This is a genomic window from Streptomyces sp. NPDC001002, from assembly GCF_053599215.1.
The window spans coordinates 1-17,309 of the sequence record NZ_JBSFLV010000181.1; the positions used below are offsets into that span (position 1 = coordinate 1).

A 17,309-nucleotide genomic window follows, 5' to 3' on the forward strand; every position below is an offset into this window, starting at 1 on the left:
GCCCGCCCCAGACCCCGCCGCCTCCGCAGGGCCCGCCGTCCGCCGCGCCCGAGCCCGGCTACGGCTACCCGCAGGCGCCTCCGCGGCCGTCGACACCGATGTCCCGCTACTGGGCCGGGCTCCCCGGTACGGGAAGCGGCAGGGGCGGGAGCGCGGGGAGCGGCGGCACCGCGCTGCCGAGGACTCCGGTGACCAGGGAGAGCACCGGCGACAGCAGGCCGGTGACGGCGCCCAGTACCGCACCCAGGTCGAGCGAGGACAGTGCCGAGACCAGCTTGTCGACCGCCGACTGGAGCTGGGCCACGGCGTCGGAGATCGGGTCGGCGGCCAGGGCCGTCGCGCCGGCGGGGGCGGCGGACCGCTCCTGCACGCGCTCGCGGAGCGAGGTGTACGCGGTCTCGACGGCCTTGGTGTACGCGGCGGCCTCCGTCGCGTCGAGCGTGCGGCCGGTTCGTTCGGTGAGGTCGCTCAGCACGCCGAGCAGGGGGTCGGCCACGGCGGTGCCGCGCACGTCCTGCATGTCGTCGAGCCAGACGCCGAGGTCCTGCGCCCCGGCGGCCGTGGACGCCCCGGGGACGGACGACTGCGCGGAGGCGGTGCCGACGACGGGGCCGAAGACCAGCGCGGCGCAGAGGAGGGACGGCAGGAGCAGTCCACGGGAAACCAGGGGGGACATGCACATTCCTTTCGGGGGCTGTCAGGTGCAGCTCTCTAGGGCTCACCGTGAGAACCCCGTCGGCACCCCGCAACCGGCCGCGCGCCGGGCTCCCCGCCCCTTTGTGCCCTTGAGAAAGCGCCTACCTGCGCGTTCTCCCTCAGGCACACCGTCTTCCGTTCCGCCCGCGCGTTCGGCCGTCAGGGTACGGGCCGCCTCATGCGGCCGCCTCACGTGAGGTGTCCGCGACCGCGGCCGCGTCGTCGGGCTGCCGCTCGAACTGCGTCCGGTACAGCTCGGCGTACCGTCCGCCGGCCGTCAGCAGCTCCTCGTGCGTGCCGCGTTCCACGATCCGGCCCGACTCGACGACCAGGATCTGGTCGGCCGAGCGGACGGTGGAGAGGCGGTGGGCGATGACCACCGCGGTGCGTCCGGACAGTGCCTCGGCCAGCGCCTCCTGGACGGCGGCCTCCGAGGTGTTGTCGAGGTGGGCGGTGGCCTCGTCGAGGATGACCACGCGCTGACGGGCCAGCAGCAGCCGGGCGATGGTCATGCGTTGGCGTTCGCCGCCGGAGAGCCGGTAGCCGCGCTCGCCGACCACCGTGTCGAGGCCGTCGGGCAGGGACCGTACGAGATCGTCGAGGCGGGAGCGGCGCAGGGCGTCCCACAGTTCGGCCTCGGTCGCGCCGGGCCTGGCCAGTTGGAGGTTGGCGCGGACGGTGTCGTGGAAGAGGTGGCCGTCCTGGGTGACCATGCCGAGCGTGGCGCGCAAGGAGGCGCCGGTCAGGTCGCGGACGTCGGTGCCGCCGATGCGTACGGCACCCTCGTCGACGTCGTACAGGCGCGGCAGGAGCTGGGCGATGGTCGACTTGCCCGCGCCGGAGGAGCCGACGAGCGCCACGGTCCGGCCGGGTTCGGCGCGGAAGGAGATGCCGTGCAGGACCTCGGCGCCGCCGCGGGTGTCGAGGGAGGCGACCTCCTCCAGGGAGGCGAGCGAGACCTTGTCGGCGGACGGGTAGCCGAAGCGGACGTTCTCGAACTCGACGGCGACCGGGCCCTCGGGCACCTCGTGTGCCGTCGGTTTGTCGGTGATCAGGGGCTCCAGGTCCAGTACTTCGAAGACGCGCTCGAAGCTGACCAGCGCGCTCATCACCTCGACGCGGGCGCCGGCCAGCGAGGTGAGCGGTGCGTACAGGCGGGTCAGCAGGAGGGCGAGGGAGACGACCGCCCCGGGCTCCAGGGTGCCGCGCAGGGCGAACCAGCCGCCGAGTCCGTAGACCAGGGCGAGCGCGAGGGAGGAGACGAGGGTGAGGGCGGTGATGAACGCCGACTGGGCGGTCGCGGTGCGGATGCCGACGTCACGGACCCGGCGGGCGCGGGCCGCGAACTCCTCGGACTCCTCCTCCGGGCGCCCGAAGAGCTTGACGAGGGTGGCGCCGGGGGCCGAGAAGCGCTCGGTCATCCGGGTGCCCATCGCCGCGTTGAGCGTGGCCGCCTCGCGCTGCATGCCGGCCATGCGGCGGCCCATGCGCCGGGCGGGGATCACGAACACCGGCAGCAGCGCGAGCGCGAGCAGGGTGATCTGCCAGGACAGGGTGAGCATGACGGCCAGGGTGAGCAGCAGGGTGACCAGGTTGCTGACCACTCCGGACAGGGTGTTGCTGAACGCGCGTTGGGCGCCGATGACGTCGTTGTTGAGACGGGAGACGAGCGCGCCCGTACGAGTACGTGTGAAGAACGCGACGGGCATGCGCTGCACATGATCGAACACAGCCGTCCGCAGATCGAGGATGAGCCCTTCCCCGAGGGTCGCCGAGAGCCGCCGGCCGAGGATGCCGAGCGCCGCCTCCAGAACCGCCATCAGGGCGATGAGCAGGGCGAGTCGTACGACCGTGCCCTCGTCGCCGCCCGACACGATCGCGTCCACGACGCGTCCGGCCAGGACGGGGGTGGCGACGGCGAGCAGTGCGGTCACCACCCCGATCACCACGAACCGGGCGATGCGCGCCCGGTGCGGACGGGCGTAGGCGCCGATGCGGCGCAGGGTGGCGCGGGCGAAGGGGCGGCTCTCCTGTTGGGCGTTCATGACACTCTGCAGCTGTGTCCACGCCGTGGTCTCCATGCTCATGGGAGAGAACGTAGGACCTCAAGCATCCTTGAGGTCAATGCCCTTTCGAAGTCCCCGCTCCCCAAGAGCCCCCATGACCCCCATTTCCCCAAGGACTCCAAGGACCCCATGGCAGCCCCTCCCCAGCCGCTGTCCGTCTGTAAGCCTCTGGCCGTGATTCAGCCACCCGCCGTTGGCGCGGTGCGGAGACCCTCTTCAGATGTGACCACGGTTCAGCTCCCCGAAGGACCACTCCCCAAAGGACGATTCCCCCGACGCGTCCCGGTCCGCCAGATCCTGTGTCTGCTTCCGCTCCTGCTGGTCGTCGCCGTCGCCGTACAGCACTGGTCGGTGCTGGCCGAGGGCTTCGGCCATCTCCGTGAGGCGGAGTGGCCCTGGCTGCTCGCCGCGGCCGGCGCCACCTGTCTGACCTGGGTGGCGGCCGCCTTCACTCGCCAGGGCGCGGTCGTCGACCGGCTGCCCCGACGGCGGCTGCTCGCCACGCAGTTCGCGGCGGGCTCCGCCAACCATCTCCTCCCCACCGGCCTCGGCGCCAGCGCCGTCAATCTGCGGTTCATGTCGGTCTGCGGGATCCCGCTCGCCCGCTCCTCGGCCGCGGTCGCCCTGTACCTGCTGGCCGAGTCCGTGGGCCGGGTAGGTCTCCTGGTCGCCCTGCTGCTGGTGTTCCCGGGCGCGCTGCGCTTCGGCGCGCTGCTGCCCGAGGGCGCGATCGGCCCGCTGCTGCTCGCCGTCGGCGGCGTACTGCTCGTGGCGGGTGCGGTGTTCGCGTTCGTACGACGGTTGCGTGTGGCCGCGCTGTCCTTCCTCCGTACGGCGCTGGGCGAACTGCGCTCGGTGCACACCCGCCCCTCCCGTGCCCTCGCCCTGTGGGGCGGCTCGCTCGCCTTCCCCGCGCTGCAGGCGGCCGGACTGGTCCTGGTCGGACAGGCGTTGGGCCTCTCGGTGCCGCCCGCCCACATGGCGGTGGCCTATCTGGCGGCGACGGTCGCGGTCGCACTGGTGCCGACGCCCGGCGGTATCGGCTCCGTCGAGGCGGCGCTGATCGTGGCGTTGGTGGCGGCGGGCGGTCCGGCGGCCGTGGCGACGGCGGTGGTACTGGCGTACCGGATCATCACGGTGTGGCTGCCGTTGCTGCCGGGGGCGTTGACGCTGGGTGCGCTGGTGCGGTTGAAGGTGATCTGAGCCCGGTCGGCCGGATCGGGTGGTGTCACCAGGGCACGGGCTTGCCGTCCCGGAAGAAGCCGCCGGTGGGCCCGTTGTCCGGAAGGGTGGCCGCCCAGATGATCCCGGCGGCGCCGTCGGCGACGGGCCGGCCACCGCTGCCGCCCATGTCGGTGGCGACCCAGCCGGGGCAGATCGCGTTGACGAGAATGCGTTGCCGACGCAGCTCACCGGCGAGCAGACAGGTCAGCGCATTGAGTGCGGCCTTGGAGACGCCGTAGGCGGGGGTGCCGCCGCTCATCGACTGCAGGGACGCGGCCTCGCTGCTGACGTTGACCACCCGGGGATGCGGGCTGCGGCGCAGCAGCGGAAGCAGTGCCTGGGTGACCCGCCAGGCGCCGAACAGGTTGGTGTCCAGGGCGCGTTGGACCTCGGCCAGATCGGCGGTCCGGGCCTGGGCCCAGGTGTCGTAGAGGATCGCGGCGTTGTTCACGACGACGTCGACGCGCCCCACCTCCCGGGTGACCCACTCGCCCATGGCGGCCACGCTCGCCTCGTCGGAGACGTCGAGCTGTACGGCGGTCACACGCTCGCCGCGCGGGTCGATCCGGTTCGCGGCGGCCCGGCCCTTGCCGAGATCACGGGAACCGAGCAGCACCCGATGCCCACGGTCGGAGAGCTGCCGCACGACCTCGTACCCGATGCCGCGGTTGGCGCCGGTCACCAGGGCGACCGGCGGGACCGTGCGCTCGACTGCCATCGACACTCCCTCGGTAGGTGACGAGTACGGGATTCGGTACGGGGTCAGTACGCGATCAGTACGGGATCCTCAGCCTCGCACAGCGGGCGGATCAGCGGACGGCCGATCGACGCGGCGGGCCGGACTGTACGAGATCGGGGGTGTTCACGTCCGGCCGACGGTCACCTCGACCGGCCCGCCCGCCAGGTCGACCGCGTCCCCCCAGCCCGCCGCCAGCCGCACGGTGCGGTTCGGGACGGCCGTCCACAGGCGCTGGCGGTGCAGCAGACGGCCGTCCTGGGTGACGTGCAGGAGAGGGCGGTTCAGGAGGGTGGTGGTGCGCAGGACGTACGGGTGGTGGTCGGCCGGGGTGACGCGGTTCGGGGCGATCCAGCGCAGGGGCGGGGCGACGGTGAGGGGGACGCCGGTCGGCCAGGTCGTGCCCGTGAGCCACTCCCGGACGGCGCGGGCCGTGTGCGTACCCTCTTGCGCTGCCGTGGCCGCGCTCTCCACGGCGTGCAGCACGCTGCCGGCCGCGAAGACGCCGGGGCGGGAGGTGCGCAGGGCGCCGTCGACTGCGGGACCGCGGGTGCCGGGGTCCAGGTCGATGCCACCGCGCCGGGCGAGCTCCTGGTCGGGGACGAAGTCGCCGGTGAACACGACGGTGTCGCAGGGCAGTACGGCCGTACGGCCCGCCCGGTGCCGCACCCGGACGCCCGACAGCCGTCCGTGGCCGAGGAGTTCGACGACCGTCGTGTCGGTCAGGAGGGGAACTCGGTGGCGGAGTCGGGCTGTTCGGGCGCGGACGGGCGTGGTCTGGGGGTACGGCAACTCCGTGACCATGGCGACGACATCGGCTCCGGCCGCGGCCACGGTGTCGGCGGCGGCGTAGGAGACGTCTTCCGCGCCGACGACGACCGCTCGGCTGCCGATCCGCTGTCCGTGGAGGTGGACTGCCTGCTGGAGTTCGCCGGTCGTGAAGACGCCGGCGGGCCGGGTACCGGGTATCAACCGGGCGGCGCGGGGGCGTTCGCGGGCGCCGGTGGCCAGGACGATCGCGCGGGCGCGGAGGGTCTCGGGGCCGTCGGGGCTCACGGTGGTGAGCGACAGGGGGCCCGCCCAGTCGAGGGCGGTCACTCCCGTGCGGACGACCGCGCCCGCGCGTGCCGCCGCCGTGGTGAGCAGGCGGGCGTAGCCGGGGCCGGTGAGGGGATGCAGCCAGGTGCCGAAGCCGTCGTGGGCGCAGTGCCGTGGCACTCCGCCGGCCCGCAACTCTCGGTCCAGGACCTCTACTTGACCCACTCCGGCCACGGCCAGACGAGCGGCGACCGCGAGGCCGGCCGGGCCGGCGCCCACGACGAGGACATCGACGTCCCTCATATCGGGGCCCTCTCGATGATGGCGGTGAGCAGGCTGGCGCAGGCGCGACCGAGAAGCGGGCGCCGCCAAGTACGGAGGCCGATGCGCACGCGGCGCCTCGCCACTCCCCCAGTCTGCGGCTCACTTTCAAGCACCTCTACGCGGCCCGCACCGGCCACAGCCAGGCGAGCGGCGACGGCGAGTCCCGGGCATGCACCCAGGACATCGACGTCCCTCATGCGCGGTCTCCCTCGACAGTGGCGGTGAGCACTCCCCCGGCGCCCGCGGCCGCAAGGCCGACGGCGGCCTGACCCGCGTTCATGCCGTGCACCGCGAAGTTCTCCCTCACCCTCGCGCTCCCTCGAACAACGCCCGTACCGCCGCCCCGCAGTGGAAGCCCTGGCAGCGCCCCGAGCGGGCCCGGGTGCGGCGGCGCAGGCCGTCCACCGTGTGGGGCGGGATCGTGCTCGTGAGGGCGTCGCGGATCTCGCCGCGGGAGACGCGCTCGCAGTGGCAGACGAGGGTGCCGTACTCGGGGTCCTCGGCAATGAGTTCGGGGCGTTGGTAGGGGCGGGGGAACGCCTCGCCGAGGTTGGGCATGTGGATCGAGGCCAGGTCGCGGGGTGGGGTCAACTCCAGGCCGGTGTCGGCCAGTAGCGCGGTGACGTGGTCCGCGATGGCGAGGGAGGCGGTGAGGCCGGTGGAGCGGATGCCGCCGACGGTGACGGTGGCCTGTTCGGGGTGGGCGAGGATGCGGTAGTCCTCGTGCTCGGTGGCGGCACGCAGTCCGGCGTAGACGGCGGTGACCTCCTCTTCGAGCAGTTCGGGCAGGATGCGGCGGCCCTGTTCACGCAGGCGGGTCAGGGCGTCGGCGGTGGACCCGGTGGCGCGCTTGTCGTGCAGGTTCTCGGCGGTGGGGCCGAGCAGGACGTTGCCGTAGACGGTGGGGGCGACCAGGACGCCTTTGCCGAGGGCCGTGGGCACGGGCAGCAGGATGTGCCGGACCAGGGCTCGCGCGAACTTGTCGAAGACGAGGAGCTGGCCGCGGCGCGAGGTGACCGTGAAGTCGTCGTGACCGAGCTGTCGGTCGAGGGTGTCGGCGTGCAGCCCGGCCGCGTTGACGAGCCGGCGGGCGCGCAGGGGGCCGCGGGTGGTGCCGAGACGATGGACGCCGTCCTCCCGATCGGCCTTCGTCACCCGGGAGTTGAGGTGCAGGTCGACTCCGTGCCGGACCGCCTGGGTGGCGTACGCCAGAGCCGTCGTCCAGGGGCAGATGATGCTCTCGCCGGGGATGTGCAGGGCACCGAGGGCGCCGGGGCCCAAGTGCGGTTCCCGTGCGTAGAGTTCGGCGGGGCCCAGCTCGCGGGCGTCGGCGTACTCGTTGCGTTCGGCCTTCTGCGCCAAGCCCGGCAGCGCGGCGAGTTGGTCCTCGTCCCAGGCGACCAGCAGTGCGCCGACCGGTTCGACGGGGATGCCCGACTCGGCCGCGTAGAGGGCGAGTTGGCGGGATCCCTCCCGGACGAGTCGCGCCTCCAGCGAGCCGGGGATCGCGTCGAACCCGGTGTGCAGGATCGCGGTGTTGGCCTTCGAGGTGCCCTGGCCGACGTCGTCCTGGGCCTCGACGAGGGCGATGCGGAGGTCCGCGTGGCGGGCCAGTCGGCGGGCGATCGCGCAGCCGACGACTCCGGCGCCGACGATCGCGACGTCGTACACGGTCCGGGGCAGGAGCCCGCTCGCGGTGACCGTCACGTGGGGGCCCGGTCCAGCAGGGCGGCTACCTCGCGGCGGAAGCCGGCCAGGCGTTCGGCGGCCTCGTCGGCGGTGATGCGCGGCTCGTAGACGGCGGCCGGCTTCCAGTCCGGCAGTGCGTCGTCGACGGTGAGCCCGGGCTGTGCACCGAGGCGGGCGAGGGTGCCGACGCCGAGCGCGGTGGCGTCGGGCAGGGCGGACACCTCGACGGGGCGTTGCAGCAGGTCGGCCTGGGTCTGCATGAGCAGGGCCGAGCGGGTCAGGCCGCCGTCGACGCGCAGTTCCTCAAGGGGTCGCCCGAGGTCGGTGGCGGCCGCCTCGGCGAGTTCGACGACCTGGGCGGCGAGGCCTTCGCACAGGGCGCGCACCAGGTGCCCCGGGCCGGTGTCGAGGCCGAGTCCGGTGAGCGAGCCGCGCAGGTCGCCGCGCCACCAGGGGGCGGCGAGCCCGGCGAGGGCCGGTACGAAGGTGACGCCACCGCTGTCGGGCACGGCGCCGCCGACCGCGTCCAGGTTGCCCGCGCCCTTGATCACGCCGAGGTCGGTGAGCCAGCGCACGGCGGACGCGGCCGTGTAGACCTGGCCGTCGAGGCAGTAGTCGGTACGTCCGGCGAGCCGCCAGGCGACACAGCTGACCAGTCCGGAGGTGCCGTGCCGTGGTGCGTCACCGGTGTGGGCGAGGAGGAACGCGCCCGTGCCGTAGGTGCACTTGGCGCTGCCGGGAGCGGTGACGCGCTGGGCGAGCAGGGCGGCCTGCTGGTCGACGGCGAGGCCGGTGAGCGGCAGCTCCGGCCCCAACTCGCGGGTGATGCCGACCTGTTGGGCGTTGTCGACGATCTCGGGGAGCCGTTCGTCGGACAGCCCGTAGAGATCCAGGGCGCGCGGTGACCACCGCACGCGGTCGAGGTCGAGGAGTTGGGTGCGGCCTGCGGTGGCGGCGTCGGTGACGAAGGCGCCGGTGAGACGGTGCACGAGCCAGGTGTCACTGGTGGTGACGACGCCCTCGCGGGTGAGGTGGCGGCGGATCCAGGCCATCTTGGGGGCGGCGAAGTACGGGTCCAGGGGCAGGCCGGTCAGGGCGCGCAACTCGTCCGCGTGCGGGGCGAGTTCGGCGCAGACCGTCTCGGCGCGGCGGTCCTGCCAGACCAGCGCGTCGGTGAGCGGACGGCCGGTGTCCGGGTCCCAGGCAAGGACGGTCTCGCCCTGGTTGGCCAGGCCGAGGGCGACGACGGGTTCGCGGGCCTCCGCGAGGGCGCGGGAGCCGGCGTCGAGCACCGAGCGGTACAGCTCCTCCGGGTCGACCTCCACCAGGCCGCCGGGGAGATGGCGGGGGTGCACCGCGGCGAACCCGGTGCCGATGACGCCGCGTTCGGGGCACAGGACCAGCGCCTTGGTGCCGGACGTGCCCTGGTCGACGGCGAGTACCGCACCTGTCATCGCTGCGTCTCCCAACGAAATCTCCTGTCCCGACGAAATCCCTTGAAAATCCCGAAAAGACAGAACGCTCGAAATCCCGAACCCTGCGGCTCCCCCGACCCGACTCCTCCGACTCGACTCCCCGACTCGACTCCCCCGGCGATCACTGCGCGCCAGACTGCCGCCGCGCCGCCTGTCACGTCAAGCAATGCTGACGGCTGGTCAACTCCCTCTGGACACACGGGTATACGCCAGCATCAGGGAAACCGGTGGAGCGACGGGACCCGCACCCCTACAGTGGCGGCCGTCCGATCGCACACTCTTCGATCGCCGCCCGCAGGAGGGCTGTTTGTTACTCCACTCCGCCAGGCCCCGCCCCCACCACGGGGCGGGCGGCTGAATGGCCCGAGAAGGAGCACGTCCCACCTACGACCCCGCAGGGCACGACCCGGCGCTGCGCGCCGCCCTCCAGGACCTGCGCACCGGACGCTGGATGTCCATGCGCGCCCTGCTCGCCGACACCACCACGTGGTGGCGGTGGACGCAGCGCACCCAGGTGCTCGCCACCGCGGCGGCCGGCACCGACATCGTGCGGGCCTGGCTCGACGAGGAACCGCACAGCGTCCCGGCCCTGGTCATGCACGCCCGGGTCGCCGTGGAGCGCGCGCTGCGGGCGCACCGGGAGGAACACAGCCGCACCCGTGAACTGTGGCGGGAGGCCTGGCAGTCGTGCGACGCGGCGGCCCGCGCCGCACCGCAGGACCCGGTCCCCTGGGTCTGTCTGCTGGCCCTCGCCCCGCTCGACCGCGAGCAGTCACGGCCCGAGCACCGGGTGGCGCCGCCCGAGGCGATGCTGCCGCCGGGGCCGTGGGGTCTGCTGGCGGAGGCCGGCAAGCGGGACCCGTACAACCGCGAGGCGTACCACCGCGTGCTGCAGTTCCTGTACGCGCGCGGTCGCGCCGGACGGCTCGCGGAGGCGACCGGGTTCGCCCAGTGGGCCGCGGACACGGCACCGCCGGGTTCCGCGCTGCACGTCCTGCCGCTGTACGTACGCGTCGAGCGCTATCGCCGCACCGGCGCCCGCGATGCCGCGCTCGATCTGCACTGGGTCGCCGAGGACGCCGGCCGTGAGAACCGGCAGGCGCTGCACTCCTGGTTCGAGGTCACCCGCAGCGACGAGCGCTCGCCGCTCGACCTCAACCATCTCGCCCACGCCCTGTGGGGCGCGCTCCAATTCCCGGACGCGGCCCGGGTGTTCGACGCGCTCGGCCCGTACTGGACGCCCGTCCCCTGGATCCACCGCGCCACCGACCCCGGCGACCGCGCCCAGGCACTGGAGGTCTTCCTCCAGGCCCGGACGCGCAGTTCGACGGCGCGCAAGCAGTCCTGACCGTCCTCTCCCCCGGAGGTTTCCGCATGTCGAGCACGAGCAGCAGTCCCCACCCGCACCGTGCCCACCCCCACGACGAGGAGGAGCGTCTGCGCGAACTCGGCTACCGGCCGGTGCTCGCCCGCCGGATGGGCGGCTTCGGCAACTTCGCGATCAGCTTCTCGGTGATCTCGATCCTGTCCGGCTGCATGACCCTGTACGGCTTCGGCATGGGCGCCGGCGGCCCCGCCGTGATGCTGTGGGGCTGGGCGGGCGTAGGCCTGTTCGTGCTGTGCGTGGGGCTCGCGCTGGCCGAGGTCACCAGCGCGTACCCGACCTCCGGCGCCCTGTACTACATGGCCGACCGGCTCGGCGGCCGGCGCTGGGGCTGGTACACGGGGTGGCTGAATCTGCTCGGTCTGTTAGGTGCGATCGCCGGTATCGACTACGGGGCCGCCCTGTTCACGGGCGCGTTCGCCAGCATCCAGTGGGGATTCGAGCCCACGCCCGGCAAGACCATGCTGATCTTCGTGGCGATCCTGCTGCTGCACGGCGTGCTGAACCTCTTCGGGGTCCGGCTGGTCAGCGTGCTCAACTCGATCAGCGTGTGGTGGCACCTGGCCGGAGTCGCCGCCATCGTCGGCGCGTTGGCGATCGTCCCCGACCACCACCAGTCGCCGTCCTTCGTGTTCACCGAGTTCGTGAACGACACCGGCTGGTCCAACCCGATCTACGTGGCCGCGATCGGCCTTCTCCTCGCCCAGTACACCTTCTCCGGCTACGACGCCTCGGCCCATCTCTCCGAGGAGACCTCCAACGCCTCGGTGTCCGCGGCGAAGGGGATCGTGCGGTCCATCTGGGTGTCCTGGATAGCGGGCTTCGTGCTGCTCGCGGGGCTCACCTTCGCCATCCAGGACTACGCCGCCACCCGGGCCAGCGACACCGGGGTGCCGCCCGCGCAGATCCTGCTCGACGGTCTGGGCACCGACGGCGCGAGCGCGCTGCTGCTCGTGGTGATCGTGGCCCAACTCTTCTGCGGCAACGCCGAAGTGGCCGCCGCCAGCCGCATGGTGTTCGCCTTCAGCCGGGACGGGGCCCTGCCCGGCTCCGGTCTGTGGCGCAAGGTCAGCACGCGCACCCAGACACCGGTGGCAGCCGTCTGGCTTGCCGTGGTGGTGGCCGGCCTGCTCGCGCTGCCGTCCCTGTACTCGGCGACGGCATACGGCGCCGTCACCGCCATCAACGTCATCGGCATCACCCCGGCGTACGCCATCCCCATCCTGCTGCGGCTGCGCGCGGGCGACCGATTCACGCCCGGACCCTGGCAGTTGGGCCGGTGGAGCAAACCGGTCGGCTGGGTCGCGGTGGTGTGGGTGGCCTGCGTGACGGTGCTGTTCTGCCTGCCGCAGTCCTCGCCGGTGACGGTCGACTCGATGAACTACGCGTCCGTCGCGCTCGCCGTCGTACTCGTCCTCGCCACGGTGTGGTGGTATGTCGCCCGCCGTTCGTACGGAACGCCCAGGACGGCAGCGTACGGATCGGACCACGAGCAGGCCGAACTCGCGGAGGGCATTGTCTGATCCGCGCTGGTCAGGTACGAACTGCTGTGCGGGATAGGGCACGATGAACGCTCGCACTTCCCGTATCGAGCAGGTGGCAACGTGACGACACTTCACATCCGGTTCCCGGCGGCAACGCGCGCCGCGCACGCGCTGGTCGGAGGTGACCGGTGACCCGAGGGCTCACCCTGGACGACTGGGTCCATGCCGGAATCGCCCTGGGCGCCGGTCTGTTGGCCGCGTTCCTGTTGCGCATGCTGCTGCGCTGGCTCGGCCGGCACGCCGACCGGACCCGCTGGAGTGGCGACGACGTCATCGTGGAGGCGCTGCGCACGGTCGTGCCGTGGGCCGCGTTCCTCGGTGGCGTCGCGTCGGCGGGCGCCGCGCTGCCGTTGACGAGGTCGGTCCAGCACCACGTCAATCAGACGCTGACCGTGGTGCTGATCTTCGTCGTCACGCTGGCGTCGGCCCGGGTGATCGCCGGCCTGGTGCGGGCCGTCACCCAGTCCCGTTCCGGGGTCGCCGGGTCGGCCACGATCTTCGTGAACATCACCCGGGTGCTGGTCCTGGCCATCGGCTTCCTGGTGGTCCTGCAGACGCTCGGCATCTCGATAGCCCCGATGCTCACCGCCCTGGGCGTCGGCGGTCTGGCGGTCGCGCTCGCCCTCCAGGACACCCTGGCGAACCTCTTCGCGGGCATCCACATCCTCGCCTCCAAGACCGTGCAGCCCGGCGACTACATCAAGCTGAGCAGCGGCGAGGAGGGCTATGTCGAGGACATCAACTGGCGTCAGACGACGGTCCGGGCGCTGTCCAACAACCTGGTCGTGATCCCCAACGGGCAGCTCGCCAAGACGAACATGACCAACTTCATGCGTCCCGAGCAGGACCTGACGATCCTGGTCCAGGTCGGGGTCGGCTACGACAGCGACCTGGAGCACGTCGAGCGCGTGACCCTGGAGGTCATCGCGGACGTGATGACCGGGATCACCGGCGCGCTGCCCGAGCATGAACCGGCGGTGCGGTTCCACACCTTCGGCGACTCCCGGATCGGCTGCACGGTGATCCTGGGCGTCGGCGAGTTCAGCGACCAGTTCCGCATCAAGCACGAGTTCATCAAGCAGCTGCACCGGCGCTACCGCGAGGAGGGCATCCGGATCCCGGCGCCCACGCGGACCGTGGCGCTGCAGCAGGGCTCGCTGTCGATTCCGCAGCAGCGCAGTCCGGAAGAGGTGGGCGACATGACTGCCGCCCACCCCGAATGAGCTAAGTGACCTACAGGGTCGCCGAGTTGTCGTGGTGCCCGCTCGTCCGCCTGCGCGGCGCGAGCGAGGAACTCGCGGGCGTGACCGTCCAGTCCGGGTGACCGGGCATCCGGGGGGTCTTCGTGCCGTAGAGCCAGTCGCGCAGGAAGCCCGACAGGTCCTGGCCGGAGACCTCCGAGGCGACGGCGATGTAGTCGTCCGTCGTCGCCGAGGAGTTGCGGAAGCGGGCCAGGAACGTGGACTCGATGTTCGCGAAGACGCTCTCGCCGACCAAGTTGCGCAGGGCGTACAGCACCAGCACACCGCCGAGGTAGCGCTGGTTGTCGAACAGGTTGGCCTCGTTGGGCGCGGCCACCGGACCGGAGTCACGGCGCCACTGGTCGCCGAGCGCGTAGGTGTTCTTCATGCGGGCTTCCATCGTGGTCAGACCGATGGAGTCGGCCCAGCCGCGCTCGTAGCGGTACAGCAGCCCGTAGAAGTCGGCGTGACCCTCGTTCAGCCACAGGTCGGCCCAGGAGCCGGGGCTGACCAGGTTGCCGAACCAGGAGTGGACCAGCTCGTGCATCATGTGCGAGCCGATGCTCTTCTCCGGCTGGAGCAGGAAGTTCGGCTTGTACAGGGTGAGGGTCTGCGTCTCCAGGCCGGTGAAGTCGAAGGCGTCCCCCTTGTCGGTGTTGGCCGGCAGCAGTCCGTACGTCTCGAACGGGAAGGCGCCCAGGCGCGCTTCCAGCCACTGGACCAGGTTCGGGGTGAGCGCGAGCGCCGGCTCCAGGGCGGCGGCGCGGGCGGCCGGGACGACATCGCGCAGCGGCAGCCCGTTCGGGCCCTGCCGGTCCTTGATCACGTAGTCGCCGACGGTGATCTGCGCCAGCTCGGTGGCCATCGGCTCACGGGACTTGTACGAGTACGCGGTGCGGCCGTCGGCCAGCGTCTCGGTGCCGGTGAGCAGGCCGTTGGCGACACCGCGCGTTCCCGCTGGGGCCGTGACGCGGAAGGTGAAGTCCGCCTTGTCCGACGGGTGGTCGTTGCACGGGAAGACGGTGTGCGCCGAGTTGGGCTGCGGGCAGATCGCGAACCCGTCCGGCGTGACGACCCACGCGGTGTGCGCGAGGGCGCGGGCCGGGTCGGCGCCGTACTCGACGCAGACCGTCGTGCGGGCCTTCGCGGGCAGCGGGCGGGCGGGGGTGATCCGCAGCTTCTCGCCCACCTGCTCGAACGTGGCGGCCCGGCCGCTGACGCGGACGGCGCGTATGTCCAGGCCCAGGGCGTCCAGGGAGAGCCGGGTGAGGGCCTGGGTGGTGGTTATCTTCAGGGTCGCCTCGCCGTCGACCAGCTTCGTGGTCGCGTCGTAGGCGAGGTCGAGGTGGTAGGCGGAGACCCGGTAGCCGGCGTTGCCGAGGCTCGGGTAGACGGAGTCCCCCAACGTCTCGGCCCCGGGCGTGCCCCCGCCCTTGGTGCCCCCGTCCATGGTGGCCGCGGAAGCCTGCGAGCCGATGGTCAGGGCTGCGGCGGTGCCGATCAGGGCGGCAGCCGGGGCCGTCACTCTGGTGCGATATCTCATGATCCGCTTTCGCTCGGGCGGCCGGGTGGTCGGTCCGGCCGTCGGATGAGTCGTGCGCTGGCGCCGCACGAGCCGGGTCGTCCAACCCGAGTCGTGCGATCACCCCTCTATGACTCCAAGATCGTGCGCGGAGGTTGCATCGCGAGAGCAGGATGTTGTCCGGAAGCCGGAAGCACGATGTCGTCCGGAGGCAGGGCGCGGGATGTTGTCCGGAAGTCCCGACGGACCGCTGTCGAGCCGACCTCGGTCACGAGATATCTTGATGTCGAGCAATGTTGCAGACGTGGAGCGGAGCACCCGGTGACTGACTCGACCATCTTCTATACGCACACTGACGAGGCCCCGGCCCTGGCAACGTATTCCTTCCTGCCGGTGGTCCAGGCGTACGCCTCGCAGGCGGGGGTCGCCGTGGAGACGCGGGACATCTCGCTGGCCGGGCGGATCATCGCCCTGTTCCCGGAGTACCTGACCGAGGACCAGCGGATCCCGGACGCCCTCCATGAGCTCGGAGAGCTGGCCAAGACGCCCGAGGCCAACATCATCAAGCTGCCGAACATCTCGGCGTCCATTCCGCAGCTCAAGGCCGCCGTGGCCGAGCTGCAGGGCCAGGGTTACGCGCTGCCGGACTACCCGGACGACCCCAAGACCGACGAGGAGCGGGACATCCAGTCCCGCTACGACAAGGTTAAGGGCTCCGCGGTGAACCCGGTGCTGCGCGAGGGCAACTCCGACCGGCGCGCCCCCGCCTCGGTCAAGAACTACGCCAAGACCCACCCGCACCGCATGGGCGCCTGGACCCCCGAGTCCAAGACCAACGTGGCGACGATGGGTGTGGACGACTTCCGCTCCACCGAGAAGTCCGCGGTGATCTCCGAGGCGGGCTCGCTGCGGATCGAGCTGGTCGGCGACGACGGCTCCACCACGGTGCTGCGCGAGTCGGTACCGGTCCTCGCGGACGAGGTCGTCGACGCGTCCGTGCTGCATGTGGCGCCGCTGCGCGAGTTCCTCACCGCGCAGATCGCCCGCGCCAAGGCCGAGGACGTGCTGTTCTCCGTGCACCTCAAGGCCACGATGATGAAGGTCTCCGACCCGATCATCTTCGGTCACGTGGTGCGCGCCTTCTTCCCGAAGACCTTCGCCGCGTACGGCGAGACGCTCGCCGCGGCCGGCCTGACCCCGAACGACGGTCTGGGCGGCATCTACAAGGGCCTGGAGGCGCTGCCCGAGGGCGCCGCGATCAAGGCCTCCTTCGACGCCGAGCTCGCCGAGGGCCCGGCCCTCGCCATGGTCGACTCCGACAAGGGCATCACCAACCTGCACGTGCCGTCCGACGTCATCGTCGACGCCTCGATGCCGGCCATGATCCGCACCTCCGGCCACATGTGGGGCCCGGACGGCGCCGAGGCCGACACCCTCGCGGTGCTCCCGGACTCCTCGTACTCCGGCGTCTACCAGGTCGTCATCGACGACTGCCGTGCCAACGGCGCGTACGACCCGTCGACGATGGGCTCGGTCCCCAACGTCGGCCTGATGGCGCAGAAGGCCGAGGAGTACGGCAGCCACGACAAGACCTTCGAGATCCCGACCACCGGCACGGTCCGTCTCGTCGACCAGGCCGGCAACGTGGTGATCGAGCAGACCGTCTCGGCCGGCGACATCTTCCGCGCCTGCCAGACCAAGGACGCGCCGATCAAGGACTGGGTGAAGCTGGCCGTCACCCGCGCCCGCGCCACCGGCAGCCCGGCCGTCTTCTGGCTGGACGAGACCCGCGCGCACGACGCCAACCTGATCGCCAAGGTCAACGCCTACCTGCCGGAGCACGACACCGAGGGCCTGGACATCCGGATCCTCAACCCGGTCGAGGCGACCAAGCTGTCGGTGGAGCGCATCCGCCGCGGCGAGGACACCATCTCCGTCACCGGCAACGTGCTGCGCGACTACCTGACCGACCTCTTCCCGATCCTGGAGCTGGGCACCAGCGCCAAGATGCTGTCGGTGGTCCCGCTGATGGCGGGCGGCGGCCTGTTCGAGACGGGCGCCGGCGGCTCCGCGCCCAAGCACGTCCAGCAGCTGGTCAAGGAGGACTACCTGCGCTGGGACTCGCTCGGCGAGTTCTTCGCGCTGGTCCCCTCCCTTGAGCAGTACGCCGAGTTCACGGGCAACGCGCGGGCCAAGGTCCTCGCCGACACCCTCGACCGCGCCACGGCGACCTTCCTCAACGAGGACAAGTCCCCGACCCGTCGCGTCGGCGGCATCGACAACCGCGGCAGCCACTTCTTCCTCTCCCTGTACTGGGTCGCGAAGCCCGCGAAGTCGATCTCTATGTAGTGGTCCATGCGGACGTTCGTG

At 71.7% G+C, this 17,309-nt stretch carries 11 protein-coding genes and 1 pseudogene; 5 read left to right on the forward strand and 7 right to left on the reverse strand.

Going from position 1 to position 17,309, the window contains the following annotated elements; translation table 11 throughout:
- Window positions 1-106 precede the first annotated feature (106 nt).
- The gene (locus tag ACWDR3_RS42265) at window positions 107-676 is read right to left on the reverse strand and encodes a hypothetical protein (RefSeq protein ID WP_450357924.1); all 570 of its coding nucleotides are present in this window, start codon (window positions 674-676) and stop codon (window positions 107-109) included.
- Between the two features lie 196 nt (window positions 677-872).
- A complete protein-coding gene (locus ACWDR3_RS42270) occupies window positions 873-2,777 on the reverse strand; it encodes an ABC transporter ATP-binding protein (RefSeq protein WP_450357934.1) in 1,905 nt (634 codons plus the stop codon).
- Window positions 2,778-2,984: 207 nt separating this feature from the next.
- On the opposite strand from ACWDR3_RS42270, the gene ACWDR3_RS42275 reads away from it, so the two are divergent.
- Window positions 2,985-3,965, forward strand: coding sequence for a lysylphosphatidylglycerol synthase transmembrane domain-containing protein (locus tag ACWDR3_RS42275; RefSeq protein ID WP_450357925.1), 981 nt, complete (start codon window positions 2,985-2,987; stop codon window positions 3,963-3,965).
- Between the two features lie 25 nt (window positions 3,966-3,990).
- On the opposite strand, the gene ACWDR3_RS42280 is transcribed toward ACWDR3_RS42275, so the two are convergent.
- The 4 genes from ACWDR3_RS42280 to ACWDR3_RS42295 all read right to left on the reverse strand — a co-directional run bounded on the left by ACWDR3_RS42280 (window position 3,991) and on the right by ACWDR3_RS42295 (window position 9,227).
- Window positions 3,991-4,704, reverse strand: a complete 714-nt coding sequence (locus tag ACWDR3_RS42280) for an SDR family oxidoreductase (RefSeq protein ID WP_450357926.1) — start codon at window positions 4,702-4,704, stop codon at window positions 3,991-3,993.
- A 144-nt stretch (window positions 4,705-4,848) separates the two neighbouring features.
- Window positions 4,849-6,063: an NAD(P)/FAD-dependent oxidoreductase gene (locus ACWDR3_RS42285; RefSeq protein ID WP_450357927.1), complete on the reverse strand. Its 1,215-nt coding sequence runs from the start codon at window positions 6,061-6,063 to the stop codon at window positions 4,849-4,851.
- Window positions 6,064-6,387: 324 nt separating this feature from the next.
- The gene (locus tag ACWDR3_RS42290) at window positions 6,388-7,791 is read right to left on the reverse strand and encodes an FAD-dependent oxidoreductase (RefSeq protein WP_450357928.1); all 1,404 of its coding nucleotides are present in this window, start codon (window positions 7,789-7,791) and stop codon (window positions 6,388-6,390) included.
- Window positions 7,788-9,227, reverse strand: a complete 1,440-nt coding sequence (locus tag ACWDR3_RS42295) for an FGGY family carbohydrate kinase (protein ID WP_450357929.1) — start codon at window positions 9,225-9,227, stop codon at window positions 7,788-7,790. The genes ACWDR3_RS42290 and ACWDR3_RS42295 overlap by 4 nt, the downstream gene beginning before the upstream one ends.
- 379 nt (window positions 9,228-9,606) lie before the next feature.
- On the opposite strand from ACWDR3_RS42295, the gene ACWDR3_RS42300 reads away from it, so the two are divergent.
- From ACWDR3_RS42300 to ACWDR3_RS42310, 3 genes are all read left to right on the forward strand, one after another.
- Window positions 9,607-10,596: a hypothetical protein gene (locus ACWDR3_RS42300; RefSeq protein WP_450357930.1), complete on the forward strand. Its 990-nt coding sequence runs from the start codon at window positions 9,607-9,609 to the stop codon at window positions 10,594-10,596.
- Window positions 10,597-10,622: 26 nt separating this feature from the next.
- Window positions 10,623-12,155, forward strand: coding sequence for an amino acid permease (locus ACWDR3_RS42305; protein WP_450357931.1), 1,533 nt, complete (start codon window positions 10,623-10,625; stop codon window positions 12,153-12,155).
- A gap of 149 nt (window positions 12,156-12,304) precedes the next feature.
- Entirely contained in the window at window positions 12,305-13,399 is a 1,095-nt protein-coding gene (locus ACWDR3_RS42310; protein WP_450357932.1) for a mechanosensitive ion channel family protein, read from the forward strand.
- Between the two features lie 10 nt (window positions 13,400-13,409).
- Here the strand turns inward: ACWDR3_RS42310 and ACWDR3_RS42315 are convergent, their stop codons facing one another.
- Complete coding sequence (locus ACWDR3_RS42315) at window positions 13,410-14,960, reverse strand: M1 family metallopeptidase (RefSeq protein ID WP_450357933.1); 1,551 nt, start codon at window positions 14,958-14,960, stop codon at window positions 13,410-13,412.
- A 300-nt stretch (window positions 14,961-15,260) separates the two neighbouring features.
- On the opposite strand from ACWDR3_RS42315, the pseudogene ACWDR3_RS42320 reads away from it, so the two are divergent.
- Window positions 15,261-17,270 (forward strand): annotated as a pseudogene (locus tag ACWDR3_RS42320) (NADP-dependent isocitrate dehydrogenase); the annotation flags it as partial.
- Between the last annotated feature and the right edge of the window lie 39 nt (window positions 17,271-17,309).